This window comes from Candidatus Palauibacter irciniicola (assembly GCF_965208695.1).
In the GTDB taxonomy this organism is placed as follows: Bacteria; Gemmatimonadota; Gemmatimonadetes; order Palauibacterales; family Palauibacteraceae; genus Palauibacter; species Palauibacter irciniicola.
The window spans coordinates 3110550-3133142 of sequence record NZ_OZ242352.1 but is presented as its reverse complement, the minus strand read 5'-3'; the positions used below and the strand labels follow the sequence as shown (position 1 = coordinate 3133142).

Genomic DNA, 22593 nt, shown 5'->3' with positions numbered 1-22593 from the left:
GCCGTCACGAGGGCCGGCAAGGGCGACCCCCGCGGCGGCCCGCCGTCAGCGCGACGCGTGCCACTCCCGCAGGATCTCCGCCTCCCGCTCCGCGGGGAGACCCGGCCGCATCTCCGCCTGGCGCTCGGGCGTCCGGGAGAAGTGGAAGTCCAGCGTCGCCTGCGTCGTATCCGCCAGCGAGCGGAACGTCATCCCGTGCGCGACTTCGTTGGAGAGGTCGAAGCGCGCGAACCCTTCCGACCCCGGAGTCGGAGGCCGCCACACCGGCATCTCGGCGTAGGGCCGCACGCCGCGCTCGGCGAGGAACTCGCGCGGCACCCAGGTGAACGTCGTCTCCGCCGTCGTCACGGCGCGGATGCCGTACAGCAGTTCGGCCATCGGACGCGGCGTCGCGGGACCGACGAGGTTGAAGATGCCCGTGTGCCCGCGGTCCGAGGACAGCGCCATGAAGTCGCCGAGATCGCGCACGTCGATGATCTGCACGGGGTCCGTCCCGTCGCCGGGAGACAGCACCTCGCCGCCGCGGTGGATCCGCACCGGCCAGTACGTGAAGCGGTCCGTGGGATCGTCGGGCCCGATGATGAGGCCCGGGCGGAAGATCCCGTGGCGGTCGGGGAAGATCCGCATCGCTTCGCGCTCGGACTCCGCCTTCGCGAGACCGTAGGGGAGCCGCGTGATGTCGGCGGTCGCGCGGTCCACGCCGGCGGTCTCGTACGTGTACGACGGCACGGCGGACGTCATCGGCACCGTGGAGTGGCTCGCGTACGCCGAGCGCGAGGAGACGTAGTAGAAGTACCCGACCGAGTCGCGCAGGAACTCCCCGATGCTCGTCACCCAGTCGGGACGCGCCGTGGAGTTGTCGATCACGACGTCCCACGTCCGGCCGCGCAGCGACTCGAAGTCCCCATTCCGGTCGCCGACGAGTTCCTCGACGCCCTCGAACATGCCGGGGCGGCTGCCGCGGTTGAAGATCGTCACCTCCAGGCCCTGCGCGAGCGCGGATCGAACCTGGTAGGGGCCGATGAACCCGGTCCCGCCCAGGATGAGCAGCGTGCGGGCCTGGCCCGCGGGCGCCCGGTTCGCGGACGGCCGGGGCGAGAGGGCGTGGGCCGCTCCGGGAACGCCGAGCCCGAGGGCGGCGCCCGCCGCCGCCGTGACCTTCAGAAAATCGCGCCGGTTCGAATCGGTGGACATCATAAAACTCCTCTCAGTTTGCGGTGCCGTCGAGCAACTCGAAGATCCGCAGCACCGCGACCGGGTTCGCGCCCGGACTGGCGATCCCGCCGAAGTTGTCGGCGTGGGCCGTAAGGTCGATACGCGCCGCCGCGTCCTCGGCGCTCACCCCCTGGCCGTGGAGCGCGACGGACTGGTCCCACAGATCCTGCAGGTAGGCCTGCAGGTGGTCGATCCGCTCCCGCTCGCGGTACGGCTCGCCGTGGCCGGGGATGATCCAGTCGAAATCGAGCGCCTTCAGGCGGTCGAGCGTCTCGACCCACTCGTTGACGTACCCGTCGCCCATGTAGGGGAGACCGGCCGTGAGCATGTCTCCGGTGATGATCACGCGGTCATCCGGCAGGTAGACGATGACGTCGCCCTCCGTGTGGGCGCGTCCGAAGAAGTGGAACTGGATCTCGCGTCCGCCGCGGAAGAGCGTGAGCCGCTCCGAGAGCGTCGTGTTGGGGGCCGTGGGGACGACCTCCTGCAACTGCGCGTAGTAGGTCCGCTGCGCCTCCAGCGTGGCCTCCACCTCCGCGTGCGCCGCCGCGTCCGTCATCGTATCGAGCCTCGCCTCCAGCTGCTCGATCCGCCTGGGGATCGAGCCCACGAAGAGTTCGTAGGAGCGGCCCGAGTTCGAGCGTCCCGCCGCGATCGCCGCCCGGGTCGCCTCGTGGCTGATGATCTCGACCTCCGGCGGATACACCTGGTTGCCGTGCGCGTGGTCGAAGTGCCAGTGCGTGTTCGCGGCGTAGCGCACGGGATTGTCGGTGATCGAGCGCAGATCCTCGATGAGGGCGCTCGCCGCCGCGGGAGAAATGTGGGAATCGACGAGCAGCACGTCCGCCTCGTTCACGACCACGCCGGCGTTCGATCCCACGACGAGATCGCTCGCCCCGCGTGCGTGGTAGACCCCCGGCACGACCTCCGTGAACGCGAAGTGGACCGCCTCCGTCGTCGCCGAGCCGCCGCCCTCCTCCGCTCCCCCACCGTCCCCGCCCCCATCAGGGGCGCACCCGGCACAGAGCCACGCGCCCGCAAGAAGGACGGCCGCAGTCGCGCTCGGACGGCGGACCGCTCCGGCGTGCGGGTGCTCGGGTCGATGTGGTCTGCGGGCCATGGAAGCCTCCCGGTGCGCGAGATGAGCCAAGGGTCGCAAGATGTTGGCGCAGACGATTCCTGAACAGACATCCGGCGCGCGGTCAGGCCCGCAGTCAGGCTCGCGATCGATCAGACGCGCGAGCCGCCCAGGCCCAGCCGGGCGGGAAGCCCTGCGACGTACGCCCGGACTTCGCGTTCGACGGGGCTCGCTTCGACATCACGTCGCGCTGCGGCCGTCTCGCGAAGCTCGGTGTAGAGTTCGATCGCGGCCTCGAGTGCGGCCGCACACGCCTCCGCGTCAACGCCTGCGACGGTCCGTTCGAGATCGGTCGCGAAGGCGGGGAGCCGGTCCTCGATCCGGCGCACGCCGGTGGCCTCTACGCCAGCCCGTCTGAAAGCCAGCGGCGCCAGCACCACGGCCCGCCAAAACCCGAGGCCGTCCAGCGCCTCGAAGATCTCGCCGCGTTCGATCTTGTCGGCGACGTAATGCGCCCAGATCCAGAAGCGATCCTCGATCCAGTCCGGATCCGCGGCCGGGTAGCGGGGGGCGGCGCGGGCGAACGCGGCGCTCAGGCAGCCGTCGGCCTCCCACAGGATGACCGGGTCCTCGATCCGTTCGTGCGCGTCGTCGAGCGACACGAACTTCAGGTCCACGTGCAGGAGGGGAGGACCGTAGAGGCACACGAGCAGGCGCGGCTCTCCCACGTGCTCCCCCGTGAAGCCCGCCAGAAACGAGGGATCGAGTTCGGCGGCGATCGCCTGCTGCCGGTCGAGGATCTCCGGCCACGCCCCCGGTTCCACCGCCAGCACGAGGTCGAGATCCGAGAACTCGTCCATCTCCCCCGCGATGAACGACCCGCCCGCCGCCAGCCCGACAAGGCCGTCGATCGCGGGGACCGCAGCCAACGCGCGCTCGAGAAAGACGCGATGGCGGGTCGGCATGTGATTGTAGGTTCGCATCGAGAATTGCGATCAGAGTTCGGCGGTGAGGTGGGTGCGGTATTGTTGGAGTTCGGCGCGTTCGTCTTCGGGTAGCGCGGGGTGCGTGAGGTCGAGGGTGGCGAGCTGGTCGCGCACCAGCCGGGCGACGAGGAGCCGCATCCAGGGCTTCGAGTCGGCGGGGATCGCGTACCACGGCGCCCACGGGCGGGCGGTCGCGTTGATCGCGTCCTCGTACGCGGCCATGTAGTCGTCCCAGTGCTGCCGTTCCTCGATGTCGGCGCGGTTGAACTTCCAGTTCTTGTCGGGGCGGTCGATGCGGCGCAGGAAGCGGCGGGCCTGCTCGTCTTTCGAGATGTTGAGCCAGAACTTCAGGATCACGGTCCCGTTCCGCGCCAGGTGCAACTCGTGGTCGCGGATCGACTCGTAGCGCTCCTCGCAGCGTTCCATGATCGGCAGTTTCCGCGGGAGCTTCTGCCGGTCGAGGAACTCGGGATGGACCCGCACGATGAGCACTTCCTCGTAGTAGCTCCGGTTGAAGATCCCGATGCGGCCCTTCTCCGGTAGCCGGCGCGTCGTGCGCCACAGGAAGTCGTGCCTCGCCTCCTCGTTGGACGGCGCCTCGAAGGCGTTGATCCGGAAGCCGGCGGGGTTCACGCCCGTCATGACCGCCCGCAGCGTCGAGTCCTTGCCGGCCGCGTCCATCGCCTGGAAGACCAGCAGCACGGCGTAGTGGCGGTGCGCGTGGAGACGCCGCTGGAGCCGCGAGATCTCGCGCACGGTGCGCTTCAACTCCTTCTTGATCGCGGCGTCGGGCGGCGCGTCGGGCGGTGGCGCCGTCACCGCCCGGGAGATGTCGAAGTCGCCGTCGTAGCTGACCCGGAACGGACTCTCGGGCGGCGAGAAGTCGATCATGGGCTGTCGGCCCGGTCGCGCGCGGAAGCCGTTCGCGGCGGCGTCAGAACCTCGAGCTGCGCAGCCAGGTGTCGGCGCGGACCCAGTAACGGTCGAACTCCCGTCGGGCTTCCTGCGCCTGTGCCGTCTTCTTCTGCGCATCCAGCGCCTGCGCGAGCCCGAAGTACGCCCAGCCCTGATTGGGCAGATCCTCGAGCGCTCCGCGGTACACCTTCTCCGCCTCGGCGGCCCGGTCGTTTTCGAGCAGGATCGCACCGAGCGTATGGCGGACCGGCATGTGCCACGCCCGCGGCTCCGAGTAGATGAGTCCGTCCTCCTTCTCGATCCCGTGCTTCAGCACCGCGACGGCGTCCTCCACCTTCCCCTGCGCGTTGAGGATCTCTCCGGCGAGGATCGAGCGCGGCAGCGCGACGACATCCGCGAGCGGGCTGTAGCGGAAGGTGGCGGAGGGATCCGCGTCTTCGAGCGCCTCGTCGATCTCATCCAGGTGGTCCTGCGCCACGTCGACGTGCCCCATCCGGAGGTAGGCCAGGCCGCGCGAGAAGCTCCACGCGACGACTTCCATGGGCTCGTCCGACGTCGGACCGTCGCCCGCCAGGATCTCGCTCCAGCGGCCGAACGCGGCGTAGGTGAGCGGGATGTAGGCCGCCCACGGGCCGCGGTGTCCGGACAGGTCCTTCGCCGCCTGGATCGCGACGGCGCTCTGCCCGTCCATCACGGCGGCGTTGAGCAGCATGTGCAGGTTGTGCGAGGGATAGACGCCGGGAGGCCCGCCGTGCGCGGCCTTCTGGTCCGCGTGCCACGCCTGCTGGTTGCCGCGCACCGCGTCGCCCCAGCGGCCGATGTTCATGTAGATGTGCGTCGGCATGTGGTGGATGTGGCTCACCGCGATCTGGTCTCCGAGGTGGTCCGAACACGCCTCGGCGAGGCCGGGATCCTCGGAGGCCTCCACGAGGTGGATGTAGAGGTGACAGGCGCCGGGGTGACGGATATCCCGCGCCAGGACGGTCTCGAGGATGGGGCGGATCTTCTTCACATCCTTCGCCTCGAGATCCACATCCCCGCGCCGGGGCCGCAGCAGCATCCAGGCTTCGGCCTGCAGCGTGAGCACGTCGAGGTCGTCGGGGTAGCGCGCCGCGACCTTGTCCATCTCCCGCGCGTACAGCGTGTCGAGCATGCGGCGCCGGGAGCGCTCCGGATCGGCCTCGAAGCGTACGGCGAAGGCGTCGATCAGCGCCTGCTCGACCTCGGTCGCGCGCGACTTGTGCTCCCGCGCCTTCTGCATGGCGGCGTGGGCCGAGCGCTCGTTGCCGGGCGACATGCCGCCGTTCAGGTACGGGGCCAGCGACCACGCCTCGCCCCAGTAGCATGAGGCGCACTCGGGATCTGCCGCTTGCGAGGCGCGGAACGACTCCTCGGCGATCGAGGTGCCGAAGGCGTACATGAACAGCAGGCCCTCGTCGAAATAGGCCTGCGCCTTCTCCGACTGCGTGGTGATCGGCCGATTGTGCGGACCGAGATTGCCGTAGAGCGGCGTGGAGTCCCCGTCGCCGTTGCCGGCCTGCGCGGCGCCGGCCATGGAGGCGCCCGCCATCCGTGGCGCCTCGCGCTGCCCGCTCGTACACCCGGCCACCGCCACCGCCAGACCCACCACCAACATCAGATCGCGTCGCCGCATCGCGCTTCTCCTCTAGATCACGGGGCCCGCCGCACACACGTCCGGCGGACAGTCGTCCTCGTATTCCCTGAAGTTCTCCCTGAAGAGCCGAGCCAGGTGCGCGGCCTTCTCGTCGTACGCCGCGGGATCCGGCCACGTCGCGCGCGGCCGCAGAATCTCGCCGGGTACGCCCGGCACGTCCGTCACGACGTGGACCCCGAACACCGGGTCCGGCTCCGTCGGCGCGTCGCCGAGTTCGCCCGCGTGGATGGCGTCGACCATCCGGCGCGTGTGCGGCAGGTCGATCCGCGCGCCGACGCCGAACGGCCCGCCGCTCCAGCCCGTGTTCACGAGCCACACCTTCACGCCGTGCTCGTGCATGCGGTCCGCGAGCAGGCGCGCGTACTTCGCCGGGTGCCACACGAGGAACGGACCCCCGAAGCAGGGCGAGAACGTCGCCACCGGATCGGTGACGCCGACCTCCGTGCCCGCGACCTTCGCCGTGTACCCGCTGATGAAGTGGTACATGGCCTGCTCGGGCGTCAACCGGCTCACCGGCGGCAGCACGCCGAACGCGTCCGCCGTCAGGAAGATCACGTCCGTGGGATGACCCGCCACGCACGGCACCTGCGCGTTGTCGATGAACTCGATCGGATAGCTGCCGCGGGTGTTCTGCGTGATCGACGAATCGGACCAGTCCACGCTTCCGTCGTCCCGCAGCACGACGTTCTCCAGCACCGCGCCGTAGCGGAGGGCCCGGTAGATGTCGGGCTCCTTCTCCTCGGAGAGGTCGATCGTCTTCGCGTAGCAGCCGCCCTCGATGTTGAAGATCCCCGCGTCGGTCCAGCAGTGCTCGTCGTCGCCGATGAGCCGCCGGTGCGGGTCGGCCGAGAGCGTCGTCTTCCCCGTCCCCGAGAGGCCGAAGAGGAGCGACGAGGCCCCGGTCGTCGGGTCGGTCGTCGCCGAGCAGTGCATCGAGAGCACGTCCCGCTTCGGCATGAGGTAGTTCATGATCGTGAACACGCCCTTCTTCATCTCCCCCGCGTACTCGGTCCCGAGGATGCAGGCCTCGTTGTCGCCGAAGGAGAGATCGACGCTCGTCGGCGAGGTGACGCCCTCCACCGACGGGTCCGCCGCCTCCTGGCCCGCGTTGTAGACGACGAAGTCGGGCTCGCCGAACTCCGCCAGTTCCGCGGGCGTGGGGCGGATGAGCATGTTGTGCATGAAGAGGGCGTGGTACGGGCGGTTGCAGATGATCCGGACGTTGAGGCGGTACTCCGGGTCCCACCCCGCGAAGCCGTCGATGACGTAGAGGAGATCCTGCGCGTTCAGGAAAGCGCGCACGCGAGCCCGGTTCCGCAGGAAGCTGTCGCGCTCGAGGGGGAAGTTGACCGGACCCCACCAGACGTCCCGCTCGGTCTCCGGATCGCGCACCACGTGCTTGTCGTTCGGGGAGCGGCCGGTCTTGGCGCCGGAGAACGCCACGAGGGCTCCGTTCGCCGCCTTGATCGCGCCGGGCTCGCGTCCGCTCAGTGCATCGGCGTAGATGTCCCCCACGGAGGGATTGCGTTTGATGCGGGTGACGCTGATCCCGTGGGCGCTGAGGTCCATGGTGCCGATTTCGGCCGTTGTAGTCGTCATGTGTCGTCGTCGCCATACTCAGGGGAGGGCCGACACCACGGCGACGAGCCCAAGAATCGGGGACAGGCTCTCAGCGCCGAACGGAATCGGCGCCGACCGTCCGATTCACGAACAATCTGTTAAAATAAGCCTTCAGACTTGAGATGACTACCGAAACGGGGGAACCCTCATGACCGGCCGGATACGATCTTCGATCTCTGTCGGACTCGCCGTCATCCTTTTCGGCGCGGCGGCGGCCGCGATTCCAGCGGCGGCAAACGCGGCTCAGGAAGCGGACGACCCGCCGTGGCGCTGGTCCGAGGCGCGCGTGTTCGAGGCCGTCAACCGGGTACGCGCGGGGCGCGACCTGAACCCGGATTCGTGGCCGGACGGCGGCCGGGTGGCCGTGCTGCTCTCCTTCGACGTCGACAACGAGACGGTCTGGCTGCGGAACGGCGACACGAACGTGGGCGGCCTGTCGCAGGGGGAATACGGCTCGCGCGTCGCCCTCGGCCGCATCATCGACCTGCTCGACGAGTACGGGATCGCGGCCTCGTTCTTCGGCCCCGCGCTCAGCTTCACCCTCGCGCCGCACCAGATCGACATGATCCAGGCGTCGGGGCGCCACGAGATCGGCGTCCACGGCTGGATCCACGAGCGCAACGCGACCCTCCCGCGCGACGAGGAGGAACGCCTGCTGCGCATGGCCGTGGAGCGGCTGACGGAACTCATGGGCGAACGCCCCGTCGGCTACCGCGCGCCGTCGTGGAACTTCAGCGACTCGACGCTCGACCTGCTGCTCGAGATGGACTTCCTGTACGACTCCTCGCTGATGGCGGACGACCGTCCCTACGAGATCAACCAGAACGGCGAGCCCACGGGACTCGTCGAACTCCCGGTGGACTGGATCCTGGACGACGCGCCGCTCTTCAACCCGCTCGGGGACCGCTACTCGAACCCGCGGGAAGTGCTGGAGGTGTACAAGGACGAGTTCGACGTGGCCTACGAGGAAGGGACGATGTTCCTCCTCACCATGCACCCGCACTACATCGGACACCGCTCACGGATCGTGATCCTGCGCGAACTCATCGAGCACATGCGGACCAAGCCCGGCGTCTGGTTCGGCACGCACCGCGAAGCCGTCGAGTGGGTCCGCGCCCGGGCGGGCATGCCCTTAGCGCGGGGCGGTCTCCTCCAGCAGGTCGAGGATGAAGGCGAACTCGAAGGCGAGTTCCTCGTACGCCCGGTCGCGGCCCGAGCCGCCGCCGTGGCCGGCGTCCATGTGCGTCTTGAGGAGCAGGCGGTTCTCGTCCGTCTTCGTCGCGCGCAGCTTCGCCACCCACTTCGCGGGCTCCCAGTACTGGACCTGGGAGTCGTGGAGCCCCGTCGTGACGAGCAGGTTGGGGTAGTCCTTCGCCTCCACCTGATCGTAGGGCGAGTAGGAGAGCATGTAGCGGTACGATTCGAGGTCCGCCGGGTTGCCCCACTCGTCCCACTCGAAGGTCGTGAGCGGGATCGACTCGTCCAGCATCGTCGTCACGACGTCGACGAACGGCACGTGCGCGACCACGCCGCGGAACAGTTCCGGCCGCATGTTCACCACCGCCCCCATGAGCAGGCCGCCGGCGCTCCCGCCCCGGGCGAAGAGCTTCTCGGCGCTCGTGTAGCCTTCCGCGATGAGGTAGTCCGCCACGTCCACGTAGTCGGTGAAGGTGTTCTTCTTGTTGAACATCTTCCCGTCCTCGTACCACGCGCGGCCCAGCTCCTGTCCGCCCCGGATATGGGCGATCGCGTAGACGAAGCCGCGGTCGAGGAGACTGAGGCGGGTGGAGGAGAAGGTGGGCTCCATGCTCGCGCCGTATGAGCCGTAGGCGTAGAGAAGGAGCGGGTTGTCGCCGTCCTTCTCGAGGCCGCGCCGGTAAACGAGGGACACCGGCACTTCCACGGCGCCGTCGCGGGCGGGGGCGTGCAGCCGCTCCACCACGTAGTCCGCGCGGTCATAGCCGCCGAGCACTTCGTCCTCCTTGAGCAGCGTGCGCTCGCGGGTGGACATGTCGTAGTCGTAGACGGAGCGCGGCGCGGAGAGCGACGTGTACCCGTAGCGAAGGATGTTCGTGTCCATCTCGGGGTTGGCCGACAGCGAGGCCAGGTAGGCCGGCTCGTCGAACGCGATCTGGTGCTCGTCTCCCTCCCACGCGCGGACGCGCAGGCGGGTGAGCCCTCCCGCGCGCTCCGAGAGGACGAGGTAGTTCCGGAACAGCTCGAACCCCTGCAGGAAGACGTCGCCCCGGTGCGGGATGACCGTCTCCCAGTTGTCCGTCGCCGTCGCGTCGACGGGGGTGCGCATGAGCTTGAAGTTCTCGGCACCGTCGAGGTTCGTCCGGATGTAGAAGTGGTCCCCGAAGTGGTCGAAGCGGTGCTCGTGCCCGCGCTCGCGCGGAAGGAAGAGGGTGAAGTCGCCCTCGGGGTTCGTCGCGTCGAGGAAGCGGTGCTCGTCCATCAGGGTGTGGGAGGAGGAGATGACGAGGTATTGCTTCGACTTCGTCTTGCGGATGCCGCTGCTGAACTCCTCGTCGTCCTCCTGGTACACGAGCACGTCGTCCGCAGGGTCCGTGCCGATCCGGTGCCGGTAGATCTGGTACGAACGCAGCGTGCCGGGATCGCGCCGCGCGTAGAAGAGCGTCCGGTTGTCCTCGGCCCACACCATGTTGCCGGACGCGCCTTCGATCGACTCCGGGTAGTCCTCTCCGGTGTCGAGGTTCCGGATCCGGATGGTGTAGATGCGGCGCCCGCGGGTGTCCTCGGCCCACGCCATCAGGTCGCCGTTGGAGCTGACCGCGGGGAAAGCGGCGTAGTAGTCGTGGCCCTCGGCGAGCGGGTTGACGTCGAGGATGACTTCCTCCTCCGCGTCCAGCGAGCCGCGCTTCCGGGCATGGATCGGGTAGTCCCGCCCCTCTTCGGTGCGCGTGTAGTAGAAGAAGTCGCCCTCTCGCACGGGCACGGAGAGGTCGGTCTGCTGGATCCGGCCCTTGATCTCCTCGAACAACTCCGCCTGGAGACCCTCGGTGTGGGCCATCAGCGCGTCCGTGTAGCCGTTCTCCGCCTCGAGATACGAGATGACCTCGGGGTTGTCGCGCTGGTTGAGCCAGTAGTAGTTGTCGACCCGCGTGTGCCCGTGCGTCTCCAGCTGCTCCGGGATCACGCGCGCGACGGGTGGCGCGACCCCGGCGTCGGCCGGGGATTCGGCGGCGGGGTCGGCACCCTCCCCGGTGCAGCCGGCGGCCTGGACGCTCACGGCGAGCAGCGCCGCGATGAGGGGGAAACGGTCATGGCATGCGGCCTTCGCTCGCGACATCGACGACTCCTTCGCTTCACTCGGATCCTGATCGCCCGCGTTTGTAGCCGTTACACTGGCGGCGGTGCTGCGCGCGTTTCACTGTTTTTCTCTTTCCAGTTCTCAAGGACGGAAACCGGGACATGATGATCGTGAGACATGAGAATCGCGTCAAAGGGTGCGTCGCACGGGCGGCGCTGGTGCTGGCGCTCGCGACGGGGTTCGCGTGCGCTCCGGCGCCCGTCGCGGAGCGCGCGGCCGAGACGGTCTATCCGGGGGCGTCGTGGGAGCGGATCGCGGATCCGGCCGGCGCCGGATTCTCGGGCGAGGCGCTGGATGCGATCCATCCCTACGTGGAGGGGATCAATACCTCCGCCGTGATGGCCGTGGTCGGGGGACGGGTGCTGTTCGAGCATGGGCCGGTCGACTCGCTCAGCTATCTCGCCTCGGTGCGGAAGAGCATCCTCGCCATGCTGTACGGGAACTACGTGGAGGACGGGACGATCGATCTCGAACTCACTCTCGACGACCTCGGTATGGACGACGTGCAGGGGCTGCTCCCGATCGAAAAGCGCGCCCGGGTCCTCGACCTCGTCACCGCCCGGTCGGGGGTTTACCACCCGGCTTCGAACGCGGGGGACAACCTCGCGGACGCGCCGGCGCGAGGTTCGCAGGAACCCGGTACGTACTACCTGTACAGCAACTGGGATTTCAACGCGTCCGGGGCCGTTTTCGAGCAGCTCACGGGCCGCAACATCTACGACGCGCTGGAGACCGATCTCGCGGTGCCGCTGGGGTTCGAGGACTGGGACCGGTCGATCCACCGCAAGTCGGGGGACGCCACGCGCTCCCGGAATCTCGCCTATCACATGGTCCTCTCCACGCGGGACATGGCCCGGATCGGATATGTGATGCTGCGGGACGGAATGTGGGAAGACGAGCGGATCCTTCCCGACGGGTGGGCCGAACGCATCACGAGCCTTGTCACGCCCTCCGAGGAGATGAATCCGGAGGGGCTGCGCGGCGGCGAGTTCGGCTACGGGTACATGTGGTGGGTGTGGGACGGCCCCGCAGTGCCGGAGGGATTCGAGGGGGCGTACAGCGGCCGGGGCGCCTACGGCCAGTTCATCACGGTCATCCCGTCGGTGGGCATGGTCGTCGCGCACAAGACGGTGCCCGACGCCCAGACGCCGTGGAGCGATTACATGGGCATCCTCACCCGCCTCGTCGCGGCCCACTGCGGCGCCGACTGCTGACGGTTCAGACCCTCCACTTCACCCACAGGGTCGGCGGCTTCCGGAACTCGTAGCCACGCGGGGCGGCGGGGCGGTCCGGGTCGAGGCGGAGTCCCGGGCAGCGGGTCCATAGCGTTTCGAGCACGACGCGCGTCTCGAGGCGGGCGAGCGGGGCGCCGAGGCAGAAGTGGCGGCCCACGGCGAACGACAGGTGGTCGCCGGCGTTCCGGCGGGTCGCGTCGAAGCGGTCGGGGTGCTCGAAGTGCGCGGGATCCCGGTTCGCCGCGCCCAGCATGCAATGCACGACCTCGCCCTCCGCGATGGGGACGCCGCGGATCTCGGTGTCGCGGGTCGCGTGGCGGGCGGCCGACTGCACGGCGGGTTCCCAGCGCAGCGTCTCCTCGATCGCCAGCTCCAGGGCGGCTTCGCTCGCGCGCGCCGCCGGCAGTTGTTCGGGGTGCGAGAGAAGGGCCCACACCGCGTTCGCGATCATCGATTCGGTCGTCTCGATCCCGCCGAAGAGGATGATGAGCGCGTTGGAGCGGATCTCCTCCGCCGTGAGCGGGTCGACGTGGTCGCACGCGAGGTCGGAGAGGAGGCTGCCGTCCGGCTCCCGTTCGAGTTCCTCGAGGATCGGTGCGAGCGTCCGCCCGAACGCGTCGGCCGCCCCCTTTCCCGCCGCGCGCAGCTCCGGATCGCCCGCGAAGTTCGCCAGCGCGCGGGCAAAGTGTTCGTACCACTCGTTCACGCGCTCCGTCTCGGCCAGCGGGATGCCGAGCACGGACAGCACCGAGTGGAGGGCGACCGGCCGCGCCACGCCCGTCCGCACCTCGCCGGCCTGCCATCGACCGGCCCGTCCGCCCCCAGCCGGTCTCGGCCGCTGACCGCATCGCCTCCACCCGGCGCTCGACCTCCGCCACCAAGGGGGGCAGCGAAGCCGTCTTCATTCGGGACGCGTGGAACGGGGGCAGACACTTCCGCTTGTAGCGGATCTGCGTCGGACCCTCCGTCGTCATCATGTGGACGCCGAACATGTCGCGGATCGTCGAGGGCGCATCCGTCGTGAAGAGGTCGGGGTCCCGGAGCACGGCGAGGATGTCGTCGCGCCGCGTGAGGAACCAGCGCTCGATCTCCGGCACCCAGGTGACGGGCTCCGCCTCCCGCAGCGCGGCGAAGATCGGGTAGGGATCGACCGCGAGATCCGCGAGACGGACCCGCGCCCCGAGCGGGAACCGATCGGCCGTCACAGTCCGGACCACATCAGTACGGCGAAGCCGACGAAGAGCGCGTAGACGCCGGCCACTCCGGCGACGATCCAGCGGCCCCGGCCGCGGTAGGCCCGGAAGAGGAAGACGGAGACGGCCAGCACGAGGAGCACTTCGCCGATGGCCGCGTACCCCCCGTAGTGGTCCGGGTCCCAGTACGACACCGGGCTGGTGAAGCGCCAGTCGCTGAACGGGAAGAAGTGGCGGTGCGCGTCCTCCCGGTGCAGCGGCAGGTCGCCGAGCGCGTGGAGGATCATGCTCGCGACGAACAGGGCCCATGCGGTGAGCCTCGCCGGCCGCGGCGCGGCGGCCACTCCGGCGGGCGGATGGACCGGCGGTCGAGCGCCGGCCGATGAGCACGAGGAGGATGCCGAGGGCGAGCACGAGAAGGGGGATCGAACTCGGGATGTCGAACACGACCTGCCAGCCGGGGTCGAAGTAGCGCTCCGACCAGATCCGGCCCTCCGACACGCCGCGCGCGAGCCGCTCCCACAGGTAGAAGACGAGCATCGGGAGATCCGGGGCGACGGCCCCGAGCGCGACCGGCAGCGCGTTGCGCTCGGACCGGCCCAACACGATGAGGCTGAGTGCGGCGTGCGCCGGCGTCGTCACCCGGCGACCCGCCCCGAAGACCTGCGCCGCTCAGGAAGCGCAGGGGCCTCGGTCAGACGCCCGCTCCACGCTTCAGGCGCTGCAGGTGCTGGCGGCGGAACTTCGCCACCTTCGGCGCGACGACCGCCTGGCAGTACGGCTGGGTCGGATTCCGATTCAGGTAGTCGTCGTGATACGCCTCGGCCGGGTAGAACGTCTCCAGCGGTGTGACCTCCGTCACGATGGGATCCTGCCAGATCCCCGCGGCCGTGATCTCGGCAATCTTCCGCTCGGCCGTGTCCTTCTGCGCTTCGCTCTCGTGGAAGATCGCCGAGCGGTACTGCGTTCCCACATCCGCGCCCTGCCGGTTCAGCGTCGTGGGATCGTGGATCGTGAAGAACACATCCAGCAGATCGTCGAACGAGACTGCATCCGGATCGAAGGTGACCCGCACGACTTCCGCGTGCCCGGTGCGCCCCGTGCACACCTGCTGGTAGGTCGGATTCTGGACATGCCCTCCGGCGTACCCGGACTTCACGCCGTGCACGCCTTCCAGAAGCTGATACACGGCCTCGAGGCACCAGAAGCACCCCCCGCCCAGCGTCGCCGTCTCGGCTCTCTCACTCATCTATTCGAATCTCCGTAGTCGGTAGTGGTGGTCGTGGCGCGCTTCTGTTCCTCGACCATCTCGGCCACGTCGGCGAGGAGGCGCTTCGCGTCGTAGACGATGCCGTCCTTGATCGTGTACAGGATGCCGCCGACGGTCTCGACCTCGCCCGTCTCGTCGTTCAGGCGCCGCGCGCCCGTGCCGTACAGGACCTTCAGGTTCTGGATCGGGTTCTCGTCCACGATCACGAGGTCCGCCAGCAGGCCGCGCCGCACGACGCCGAACTCGATCGGCCGGCCCGTCGGCTTGAACAGCGTCTCGGCCGCGTGCATGGTCGCGGCGCGGATCACCTCCAGCGGATGGAACCCGGCGTGCTGCAGAAGTTCCATCTCCTGGATCGTGGAGAAGCCCATGAGGTTGTAGATGTAGCCGGCGTCCGAGCTCGCGGTGACGCGGCCGCCCATGTTCTTGTAGTCGTTGAGCAGGTCGTGCCACACCTCGAGGAAGTCGCGCCACGCGACCTCCTCCCACGTCGTCCAGTCGAAGTAGTACGAGCCGTGGTCCTCGCGGTTCGCCTCGTAGAACTCCCACAGCGTCGGCAGCGTGTAGGTCTCGTGCCACGGCGCGTACATCTGGTCGTCCACGTCCCAGCTCGCCTGGTAGGCGGTCATCGTGGGGTCGAGGGTCACGTCGAGCGCGAGCATCTCCTCGAGGAAGGCGTTCCACTCCGGGCCCCCGCGCTCGTGGATCAGGTTCCACTGCATGGGCACCTGCCCGAAACGGTGCTGCTCGTCGTTGTAGTTCATCTCCGGGGGCCACGGCTGGACGTCGTAGTCCTTGTACAGCGCCTCGAACAGCCCGTAGAAGTGCGTGACGGTGCCGAGGCCGAGGCGCGCGGCGTCGAGCGCGTTCATCTGCGCGACGCCCATCTGGCCGAGGTGGGCCGTGCTCCCGAGGCCGAGCTGGGCCGCCTCGTCGAGGAGCGCCTCCATGATCTCCGGGCGGAACGAGTTGAGCTTGAGCCCGTCGCCGCCCGACTCCTTCACGTAACGGACCCAGTCGCGCGCGTCCTCCGGGGTGTCGATCAGGCGGCCGCTCCATCCCTCTCCGCCCGCTCCCGTGAAGGGATAGACCCACATGCGGGGCGCCACGATCTCGTTCGCCGCGCTCCGCGCCTTCTCCCGGATCGACCAGTCGTGGGGGCCGAAGGCGACGCCGCGGCCGGTCGTGATCCCGTGCGACATCCACAGCTTGTACGTGTACTCCGCCTCCGGCGCCTTGGGGACGCCGCCGGTGTGCAGGTGGAGGTCGACGAACCCCGGCAGGACGTACATGCCCGTGGCGTCGATCTCGTGCACGACGGCGTCGGGGTTGCCCTCCACGGTGAGCCCGGGGCGCCGCGCCTCGTCGATGGGCCGCTGCGGGACGCCCACGCCGACGACGTCCACGATGCGGTTCCCCTCGATGACGATGTCCATCGGCCCGATGGGCGGCGCGCCGGTGCCGTCGATCACGGTGGCGCCGCGGATGATGAGCCGGTCGTACGGTCCCTCGCCCTCGCCCGGGCCCCGGTCCGGAGCCCCGATCATCTGCATCGGCTGCACGGCTTCCGCCGCCGCGGCCAGAAGGATCAGCGCCGAGAGCGCGGTGAGAGCGCTTCGAATCGCGCGGCCGGTCGTCTTCATGGGTCCTCCGAGGTCAGTCATCGAGATGGTAGAGGCGGCGGTTGTTTTCGTGCAGGATCATGCGCGCGGCCGCCACGGCCTCGTCGCGGGTCAGGATGCCGGCGTCGACGTAGATCCCGAGCGCCTGGGCGAGGAAGCGCCGGCCCCACTTGGCCGCGAGCCAGTAGAACTCGGGCAGGTGATAGGCGTCGCTCCCGAACAGGATCTTGGAGAGGGGCACGACCTCCATCACCTCGAGGAACATGCGCAGCATGCCGTGGTGGATGAGGGGCGCGGCGAGCGACAGTTCGAAGTGGCAGTTCGCGTAGAGGTGGGTGAGCCATGCGGCCTGCCCGATCAGGGGATAGCCGGCGTGGATGAGGATGACCTGCGGCATGCGCATCACTCCGCCGCGCTCGAAGCGGACCATCTCCTCCATGAGGAAGGGATCCTGGTTCCGCATGATCCCGCGCGGGGCCTCGCCGTCGCCGGCGTGGAACTGCATCGGCATGTCGCGCTCCAGACACGCCTCGAGCGCGAGCGAGTGGAGGTAGATCAGCGCTTCGCCCTGCAACTGCCAGTAGTCGTCGCGGTCCCGGGTGTCGGACGCCGGGACCTCGCCGCGCGCGCGCCGTGCCCGGAACGCGTCCCATGAGCGGCGGGCCGCCTCTCGATCGAAGTGCGGCTTGAGGAGCCCCAGGCGCGGGAGCAGGTAGGACTTCATCCCGTAGGAGGGGGCGCCGAGGTTGCCGTCGCCGTCGAGTCCCGCCTCGATCTCGGCCATCATCCCGGTCTCGATCTCGTCGATCCCGAGGTCGAGATCCTCGCGCATGAGACCCACGAGGATCGTGTCCACGCGCAGGATGTGGCGGCCGCGCGACGGGGCGATCGCGTCCTTGAAGCGGTCGATGCCCGCCTGGTCCATCCCCTCCCGGTAGCCCATGTCGACCATCGCGTTCTCGATGTTCGCGTCGGCGAACAGGGCGCCCAGATAACTCGCGTAGTCCCGGCCCCTCTCGTTCCGGGCCTCGATCACGGCCTCGAAGGTCGCCTCGCAGTCGAGGAAGCCGGCGAGTTCCTTCACGAGGTAGCGGAGGAAGACGGTGTCGCCGGCCTGCTCGAGGACGCGGGCCCGCGTGGCGGCGACATCGAACTCGGCGTCGAGGGTGGCGCGTTCCGAGGCATCGCCCGCCTGCCAGCGCCCGTAGACGCCGGCCGGGAAGTAGCGGCCCATGGGGAAGGCGGAGAGCGCCAGCCGCTCGATGAACGCGTCGGGATCCGTCTGCGCGTCGTCGAAGGTGATCGGGTGGCAGTGCGTGTCGTCGATGGGGATCTCGCGCAGTTCGCGAGCGGTCGGGTCCAACCCCTCGCTCCCCGCACGGGCCGAAGCGAATCCCGCTCGAGGAGCGCGCGAGCGGTCGGGTCCAACCCCTCGCTCCCCGCACGGGCCGAAGCGAATCCCGCTTCGCCGCCCGCGCAGGCTCCAAGCAGCGCACCGCCGCCGCCGATGCCGGCCAGACTCAGAAACTCCCTGCGATCGGGCATGCCGACCCCCTTTGGCGTTGCTACGCGTCGTGCCCGATCCCCCGCGCCGTCGTCAGCGAGACACGCCCCGTCAGTGGCGGACCTCGGTGTCTACGCCCTCCTCCCCTTCGGAGCGGGCGATGATCGCGGCGCCGCATGAGTCGCTGAACACGTTGACCGCGGTGCGGTACATGTCGAGCGGCCGGTCGATGGCGAGCATCGCGCCCACGATCGTGATCGCCTCCGGGTTGTCGCCGAGGCCGATCGCGTTCAGCACGATGAAGATCACGACCACGCCGGCCGAGGGCACCGCCGCCGCCCCGATCGAGGCGAGGAGCGCCGTCAGGACGACGATCGCCTGCTGGCCGATGGTGAGGTCGACCCCGAGCACCTGCGCGATGAAGAGGGCGCCGGCGCACTCGAAGATCGCCGTGCCGTCCATGTTCACGGTGGCGCCCATCGGGAGCACGAACGACGAGACCTTGTTCGACACGCCGACCTTCTCGCGCAGCGTCTTGATCGTGACCGGGAGGGTGGCGCCCGACGAACTCGTCGAGAACGCCGTCAGGAGCGGCTCCCTCAGGTTCGCGAAGTGGACCAGCGGCTTGATCCGGCCCAGGAGGATGAGAAGCAGCGGCATCGTGATGAACAGGTGGATCGTGAGCCCCGACCCGATCGTCGCGAAGTACTTGGCGAGCGCGGCGAAGCGGTCGAAGCCGGTCTCCCCGACCATGCGCGTGATGAGCGCGAAGACGCCGATGGGGAGGAACTTTATGATCCCCGACGTGAGCGCCATCATCGCCTGGAAGAAGGCGTTGAAGATGTCGGTGACGACCACGCGGGGCTTCTCCGGCAGTCCCGTGATCGCGGCGCCGAAAACGATGCAGAAGAAGATGATCGCCAGCATGTCGCCGGCGGAGGCGGCCGCGATGAAGTTGTCCGGCACGATGTCGAGGATGAGATCGACGGGAGAGTCAGGCGTGTCGAGTTCGGGCACATCCTGCTGCGCCGCGGCGCCCATGTCGGCGTTCACGCCCGGCCGGATGAGGTTCACCATCAGCAATCCGGTCAGCGCCGCCAGCATGCTGGAGACGACGTAGTAGCCCATCGTCTTGCTGAACAGGCGGCCGATCGCCCTCCCCCCGCCCACCGAGGCGACTCCGGACACGATCGAGGTGAGCACGAGCGGCACGATGATCATCCGGAGCAGCTTCATGAACAGCTCGCCGATCCAGCCGATGTTCGCCGCCGCCGGCGCCCCGAAGGCCCAGCCGGTGAGCAGACCCAGGCCCATGGCGGCCAGCACCTGCCAGTGAAGGCGTCGGTACCAGGGGAGAGTGGGATCGTATTCCATTGGCGTCTCCGGTGCGGCGCCGCCGCGCGGCGCGTGTCCAGCGTTGTGAGCGACCCGACCCAGAGGCGGTCAGGCCGCGATTCGAGCGAACGATCCAACGGGCGTTGATCGTGGTATCCAGACGGCGAGCCGGCAATGGGCGTCACTTCGTTCGCCGCGTTGAGCCGCCCGGCACGCTCGGTGACTCGCAGATTTCTGCGACACTACACTAGCTTCGGGAGTCCCGACCCCCACCACCGCGCGCGGGCCTCACCCCCCGGGAGATGCGATGCCCACGATCATGCTTGCGGACAACCTCGACGCGCTCCGGGGCATGCCGGACGGCCACGCGGATCTCATCTACATCGACCCACCCTTCAACACCGGCCGCACGCAGCGGCGAACCCGGATTCAAACTCGACGCTCATCACCGGGTGAAGAAGGCGACCGGACGGGCTTCCAGGGCGAACGCTATGAGACGACGGTCGTCGGGACGCGGCGGTTCCACGACCGGTTCGACGATTACCTCGCGTTCCTAGCGCCGCGGCTGACCGAGGCGTATCGCGTTCTTGCCCCGCACGGGTCGTTCTATCTCCACGTCGACTACCGGGAAGTGCACCACTGCCGACTCTTCCTGGATGACCTGTTCGGCCCGGAGCATCTCCTGAACGAGATCATCTGGGCGTACGACTACGGCGCGCGACCGAAGACGCGGTGGCCGGCCAAGCACGACAACATCCTGTTCTACGTTAAGGATCTGTCCAACTACGTCTTCAACGTGGACGAGATCGAGCGCATCCCGTACATGGCGCCCGGCCTGGTGGGGCCCGAGAAGGCCGCGCGCGGCAAGCTGCCCACGGACACGTGGTGGCACACGATCGTCCCCACGACCGGCGCCGAGCGGACGGGCTACCCGACCCAGAAGCCGCTCGGCATCCTCCGCCGCATCATCACGGCCTCCTCGAACCCCGGCGACCTCGTGCTCGACTTCTTCGCCGGCAGCGGCACGACCGGCATGGCCGCCCACGAACTGGGCCGGGACTTCCTCCTCGTCGACGACAACCCGGAAGCGCTCGAGGTGATGGCGACGAGATTCCGTGACGTACCGGACGTGCGCTGGGAGGGCTTCGCCTCCTAGGGGTCGCGGTGGGCGGTGTCGGGGGAGAAGGCGGGGAGGCAGACGGCGATGTACTCGGCGCCGTCCGGGCCGGGGGTGCTGTAGCGAACCCATTCGCCGGGGTGGGTGATGATCGCCTGGCCGGCGTTCACGTCGATGACGCCGCCCTCGTGCTCTACGCGCAGTGATCCCCTCAGCACGACGGTGATCTCCTCGAACTCGGGGCGCTGACCGGGCTCGACCCAGCCGGACGGCGCGACCATGCGCGCCACGCTGACGCTGTCGTGTCCCGTCCGGACGCGGCCGGCGTACTCCTCGATCCGCTTGGGTTGGTTCCCGGCCGCCTCGATGACGGCCGGGGCTTCGATCAGCGTGGGCATCCCCGGGACGGGCTGCGGACGACCCGGGAGCCCCTACATCCCCGCGTTCGCGAGGGACCGGACGGCTTCGGCCAGCATGCGGACCTTCGCGGCGTCTCCCGCCCCGGAAGCGTCACTGCCTACCGCATCGGCCAACGACCGCAGCGCACCGGCGCGTCCGGAGCCCGACATCCCCTCGGCTCCGGCGAGTTCGGCCCGAATCGCGCCGATCCTGTCGCGAGAGAGCCCGCCGTGCCGCTCCAACTGGTCCAGGTAGGCCCTCGCGAGCGCGAACGTCGCGGGCCACTCGAAGATGGGCTGACCCTGCGAGTTCAGGTGCGTCAACTGGACGGAGTTCGCCGCGTCGATCTCGTTCCGCGTGAGCGCCGTGCTCGGGACGAGTTCGAGGATGTCGAGCCCCCGGGCGATTTCGGAGTTGACGATGACGCCGTTGTACCAGTAGACGGACCAACTGCCGCCCATCTGCATCTGGCTGCCGTCCACCGGACCGCGGTCGAAATAGGCGATCTCGACGGGGTCCGTCGGGTCGGTCCAGTCGATGAGCGAGATCCCGCCCTGGTACCAGCCCTGGATCATGATGTCGCGGCCGGGGATCGGGATCAGCGATCCGTTGTGGGCCACGCAGTTCTCCTCGGGCGTCTGCGGGGCGGAGAGCTTGAAGTAGCTCTGGAACTCCATCTCCGTGCCCTCGATGGTGAAGATCGCGTTCGCGCCCCACTCCATCGGGTCGGAGGCCCGGCACTTCGGCTGGCCGCCGCCGCCCCACTCGTCCGTGAACAGGATGGCGGTGCCGTCGTTGTTGAACGTGGCCGAGTGCCAGTAGGAGAAGTTGGAATCGGCCACCGCGGAGAGGCGTCTCGGGTTCTCCGGATCAGAGATGTCGAGGAGCATGCCGTACCCCTCGCACGCCCCGCCGGCCAGACCGATGGCCGGATAGACCGTGATGTCGTGACACTGCGTCGGGCCGGGTTCGGGGCCGTCCCCATCTCCCTGGGGTCCCGCCATCTGCGCCACGATCATGGGCAACGTCTGCCGCAGTGCCGCGCTGTCGGCCGCGGTGGGCGGGCCCTCGCCTCCACGCTGGGCCACGATCTGTCCCAGCATTCCCTGGACGGCCTGCTCGGGCAGCACCAACTCCTGGCCCTCTACCTCGATGATGAAGGCGCCGCGCGCCCGGGCCTCCTCGAGGGCGGCGATGTCCGCGGGGGACGGGCCGTGGCGCGGAGGCGCAACCAGATCCTCGAAAATGCGGGGCGAACTCACGACGGTAGCGCTCGCGGGGTCCGCCAGCGGCACGCGGATGACCTCGAGGCGGAAGAGGGCGGTGTTCGGATCCTCATCCGGTGGCGCGCCGGAGCAGCCGGCGAGTTCCTCGGCCGGCCGCACCGGGGCTGAGCCGGAGACGTAGATGTAGACGTTCTCATCATCCCCGGGATGCTCAAGAACGGTGTGCGTGTGAGAGCCGCGGCAGGTCTGCACGTTGGCGACGTATTCCGGCGCGGTGATGTCGGAGATATCGAAGATGCGGATGCCGCGGAGCCGGTCGTGGCTCACGGCCTCCTCTACGCCCTGCCCACCACAGTCCAGCCGCCCGCCGAACCCCTCGCCGGACACGAACAGAAGGTGCTCGTAGACGGAGACGTCGCTCTGCGAGGCGGGACAGACGTACGTCACGACCGAGACGGGATTCGCCGGATCCGAGATGTCCCAGATCTGAATGCCGTCGTAGTTGCCCTGGATCGCGTAGGGGCCGGTGAAGGCGAGATCGGAGTTCGAGGTGCCCACGAACGGGTCCGGCGGAGGCGTGGTGGACACGAGGTTGAGGTTCCAGATCGCCTCGCCCGCATCGAACATGCCCGGCGCCAGACCGACGCGCGGGTCCGGTGACGGCGGATTGACCTGAAGCCCCGTGGGCGCAGCGGCCGGGGTGGCGGGTGCGGCCGCCATGCCGGCCGGCGTCGACCGGTAGGAGGAGCAGGCGGTCAGCCCCCCGAGGACGATCACGCCGGCGAGCAGCGTCGCGAGGCGCGGGGCGAATCGGGTGTCGTTGCGTTCCTTCGTCACAGCGGACATGTCGGATCCTTCGATTGGGTTGA

18 protein-coding genes and 1 pseudogene are annotated in these 22593 nt (G+C 68.9%); 4 read left to right on the top strand and 15 right to left on the bottom strand.

The window, feature by feature from the left end; all coding sequences use genetic code 11:
• Window positions 1-45 precede the first annotated feature (45 nt).
• The 6 genes from ACOGI9_RS13555 to pckA all read right to left on the bottom strand — a co-directional run bounded on the left by ACOGI9_RS13555 (window position 46) and on the right by pckA (window position 7438).
• The gene (locus ACOGI9_RS13555) at window positions 46-1194 is read right to left on the bottom strand and encodes an NAD-dependent epimerase/dehydratase family protein (protein ID WP_419857645.1); all 1149 of its coding nucleotides are present in this window, start codon (window positions 1192-1194) and stop codon (window positions 46-48) included.
• A 13-nt stretch (window positions 1195-1207) separates the two neighbouring features.
• Entirely contained in the window at window positions 1208-2335 is a 1128-nt protein-coding gene (locus tag ACOGI9_RS13550) for an MBL fold metallo-hydrolase (RefSeq protein WP_419857644.1), read from the bottom strand.
• Between the two features lie 110 nt (window positions 2336-2445).
• Window positions 2446-3276: an oxalate:formate antiporter gene (locus ACOGI9_RS13545; RefSeq protein WP_419857643.1), complete on the bottom strand. Its 831-nt coding sequence runs from the start codon at window positions 3274-3276 to the stop codon at window positions 2446-2448.
• 12 nt (window positions 3277-3288) lie between these two features.
• A complete protein-coding gene (locus ACOGI9_RS13540; RefSeq protein ID WP_419857642.1) occupies window positions 3289-4170 on the bottom strand; it encodes a PPK2 family polyphosphate kinase in 882 nt (293 codons plus the stop codon).
• 43 nt (window positions 4171-4213) lie between these two features.
• Window positions 4214-5848: a tetratricopeptide repeat protein gene (locus ACOGI9_RS13535; protein WP_419857641.1), complete on the bottom strand. Its 1635-nt coding sequence runs from the start codon at window positions 5846-5848 to the stop codon at window positions 4214-4216.
• A 12-nt stretch (window positions 5849-5860) separates the two neighbouring features.
• Complete coding sequence (gene pckA, locus ACOGI9_RS13530) at window positions 5861-7438, bottom strand: phosphoenolpyruvate carboxykinase (ATP) (RefSeq protein ID WP_419857640.1); 1578 nt, start codon at window positions 7436-7438, stop codon at window positions 5861-5863.
• A 199-nt stretch (window positions 7439-7637) separates the two neighbouring features.
• Here pckA and ACOGI9_RS13525 point away from each other — a divergent pair.
• Window positions 7638-8198: pseudogene (locus ACOGI9_RS13525) on the top strand (polysaccharide deacetylase family protein); the annotation flags it as partial.
• 423 nt (window positions 8199-8621) lie between these two features.
• Here ACOGI9_RS13525 and ACOGI9_RS13520 read toward each other — a convergent pair.
• Window positions 8622-10802 carry a S9 family peptidase gene (locus ACOGI9_RS13520; RefSeq protein ID WP_419857639.1) on the bottom strand — a complete coding sequence of 727 codons (2181 nt, stop codon included), beginning with the start codon at window positions 10800-10802 and terminating at the stop codon, window positions 8622-8624.
• Window positions 10803-10924: 122 nt separating this feature from the next.
• On the opposite strand from ACOGI9_RS13520, the gene ACOGI9_RS13515 reads away from it, so the two are divergent.
• Entirely contained in the window at window positions 10925-12037 is a 1113-nt protein-coding gene (locus ACOGI9_RS13515) for a serine hydrolase domain-containing protein (RefSeq protein ID WP_419857638.1), read from the top strand.
• Between the two features lie 4 nt (window positions 12038-12041).
• On the opposite strand, the gene ACOGI9_RS13510 is transcribed toward ACOGI9_RS13515, so the two are convergent.
• Entirely contained in the window at window positions 12042-12845 is an 804-nt protein-coding gene (locus ACOGI9_RS13510; protein ID WP_419857637.1) for a cytochrome P450, read from the bottom strand.
• A gap of 203 nt (window positions 12846-13048) precedes the next feature.
• On the opposite strand from ACOGI9_RS13510, the gene ACOGI9_RS13505 reads away from it, so the two are divergent.
• Complete coding sequence (locus tag ACOGI9_RS13505) at window positions 13049-13201, top strand: hypothetical protein (RefSeq protein WP_419857636.1); 153 nt, start codon at window positions 13049-13051, stop codon at window positions 13199-13201.
• Between the two features lie 58 nt (window positions 13202-13259).
• Here the strand turns inward: ACOGI9_RS13505 and ACOGI9_RS13500 are convergent, their stop codons facing one another.
• The 5 genes from ACOGI9_RS13500 to ACOGI9_RS13480 form a co-directional block, all read right to left on the bottom strand.
• Complete coding sequence (locus ACOGI9_RS13500; RefSeq protein ID WP_419857635.1) at window positions 13260-13595, bottom strand: hypothetical protein; 336 nt, start codon at window positions 13593-13595, stop codon at window positions 13260-13262.
• A 350-nt stretch (window positions 13596-13945) separates the two neighbouring features.
• Window positions 13946-14500 (bottom strand): peptide-methionine (S)-S-oxide reductase MsrA, encoded by a 555-nt coding sequence (gene msrA / locus ACOGI9_RS13495; RefSeq protein WP_419857634.1) that lies wholly within the window; start codon window positions 14498-14500, stop codon window positions 13946-13948.
• Window positions 14497-16164: an amidohydrolase family protein gene (locus ACOGI9_RS13490; protein WP_419857633.1), complete on the bottom strand. Its 1668-nt coding sequence runs from the start codon at window positions 16162-16164 to the stop codon at window positions 14497-14499. Before ACOGI9_RS13490 ends, msrA begins: the two co-directional genes overlap by 4 nt.
• A gap of 13 nt (window positions 16165-16177) precedes the next feature.
• Complete coding sequence (locus ACOGI9_RS13485; RefSeq protein ID WP_419857632.1) at window positions 16178-17506, bottom strand: amidohydrolase family protein; 1329 nt, start codon at window positions 17504-17506, stop codon at window positions 16178-16180.
• A gap of 252 nt (window positions 17507-17758) precedes the next feature.
• Window positions 17759-19021 carry a dicarboxylate/amino acid:cation symporter gene (locus ACOGI9_RS13480; protein ID WP_419857631.1) on the bottom strand — a complete coding sequence of 421 codons (1263 nt, stop codon included), beginning with the start codon at window positions 19019-19021 and terminating at the stop codon, window positions 17759-17761.
• 268 nt (window positions 19022-19289) lie between these two features.
• Here ACOGI9_RS13480 and ACOGI9_RS13475 point away from each other — a divergent pair, with 268 nt between their 5' ends.
• On the top strand, window positions 19290-20138 hold the full coding sequence (locus ACOGI9_RS13475; RefSeq protein ID WP_419857630.1) for a DNA-methyltransferase: 849 nt from the start codon (window positions 19290-19292) through the stop codon (window positions 20136-20138).
• Here ACOGI9_RS13475 and ACOGI9_RS13470 read toward each other — a convergent pair.
• Together ACOGI9_RS13470 and ACOGI9_RS13465 are read right to left on the bottom strand one after the other, a co-directional pair.
• Window positions 20135-20497: a cupin domain-containing protein gene (locus ACOGI9_RS13470; RefSeq protein WP_419857629.1), complete on the bottom strand. Its 363-nt coding sequence runs from the start codon at window positions 20495-20497 to the stop codon at window positions 20135-20137. The two genes, ACOGI9_RS13475 and ACOGI9_RS13470, sit on opposite strands and share 4 nt — an antisense overlap.
• Window positions 20498-20530: 33 nt before the next feature.
• Window positions 20531-22570: an LVIVD repeat-containing protein gene (locus ACOGI9_RS13465; protein ID WP_419857628.1), complete on the bottom strand. Its 2040-nt coding sequence runs from the start codon at window positions 22568-22570 to the stop codon at window positions 20531-20533.
• Window positions 22571-22593: the final 23 nt, after the last annotated feature.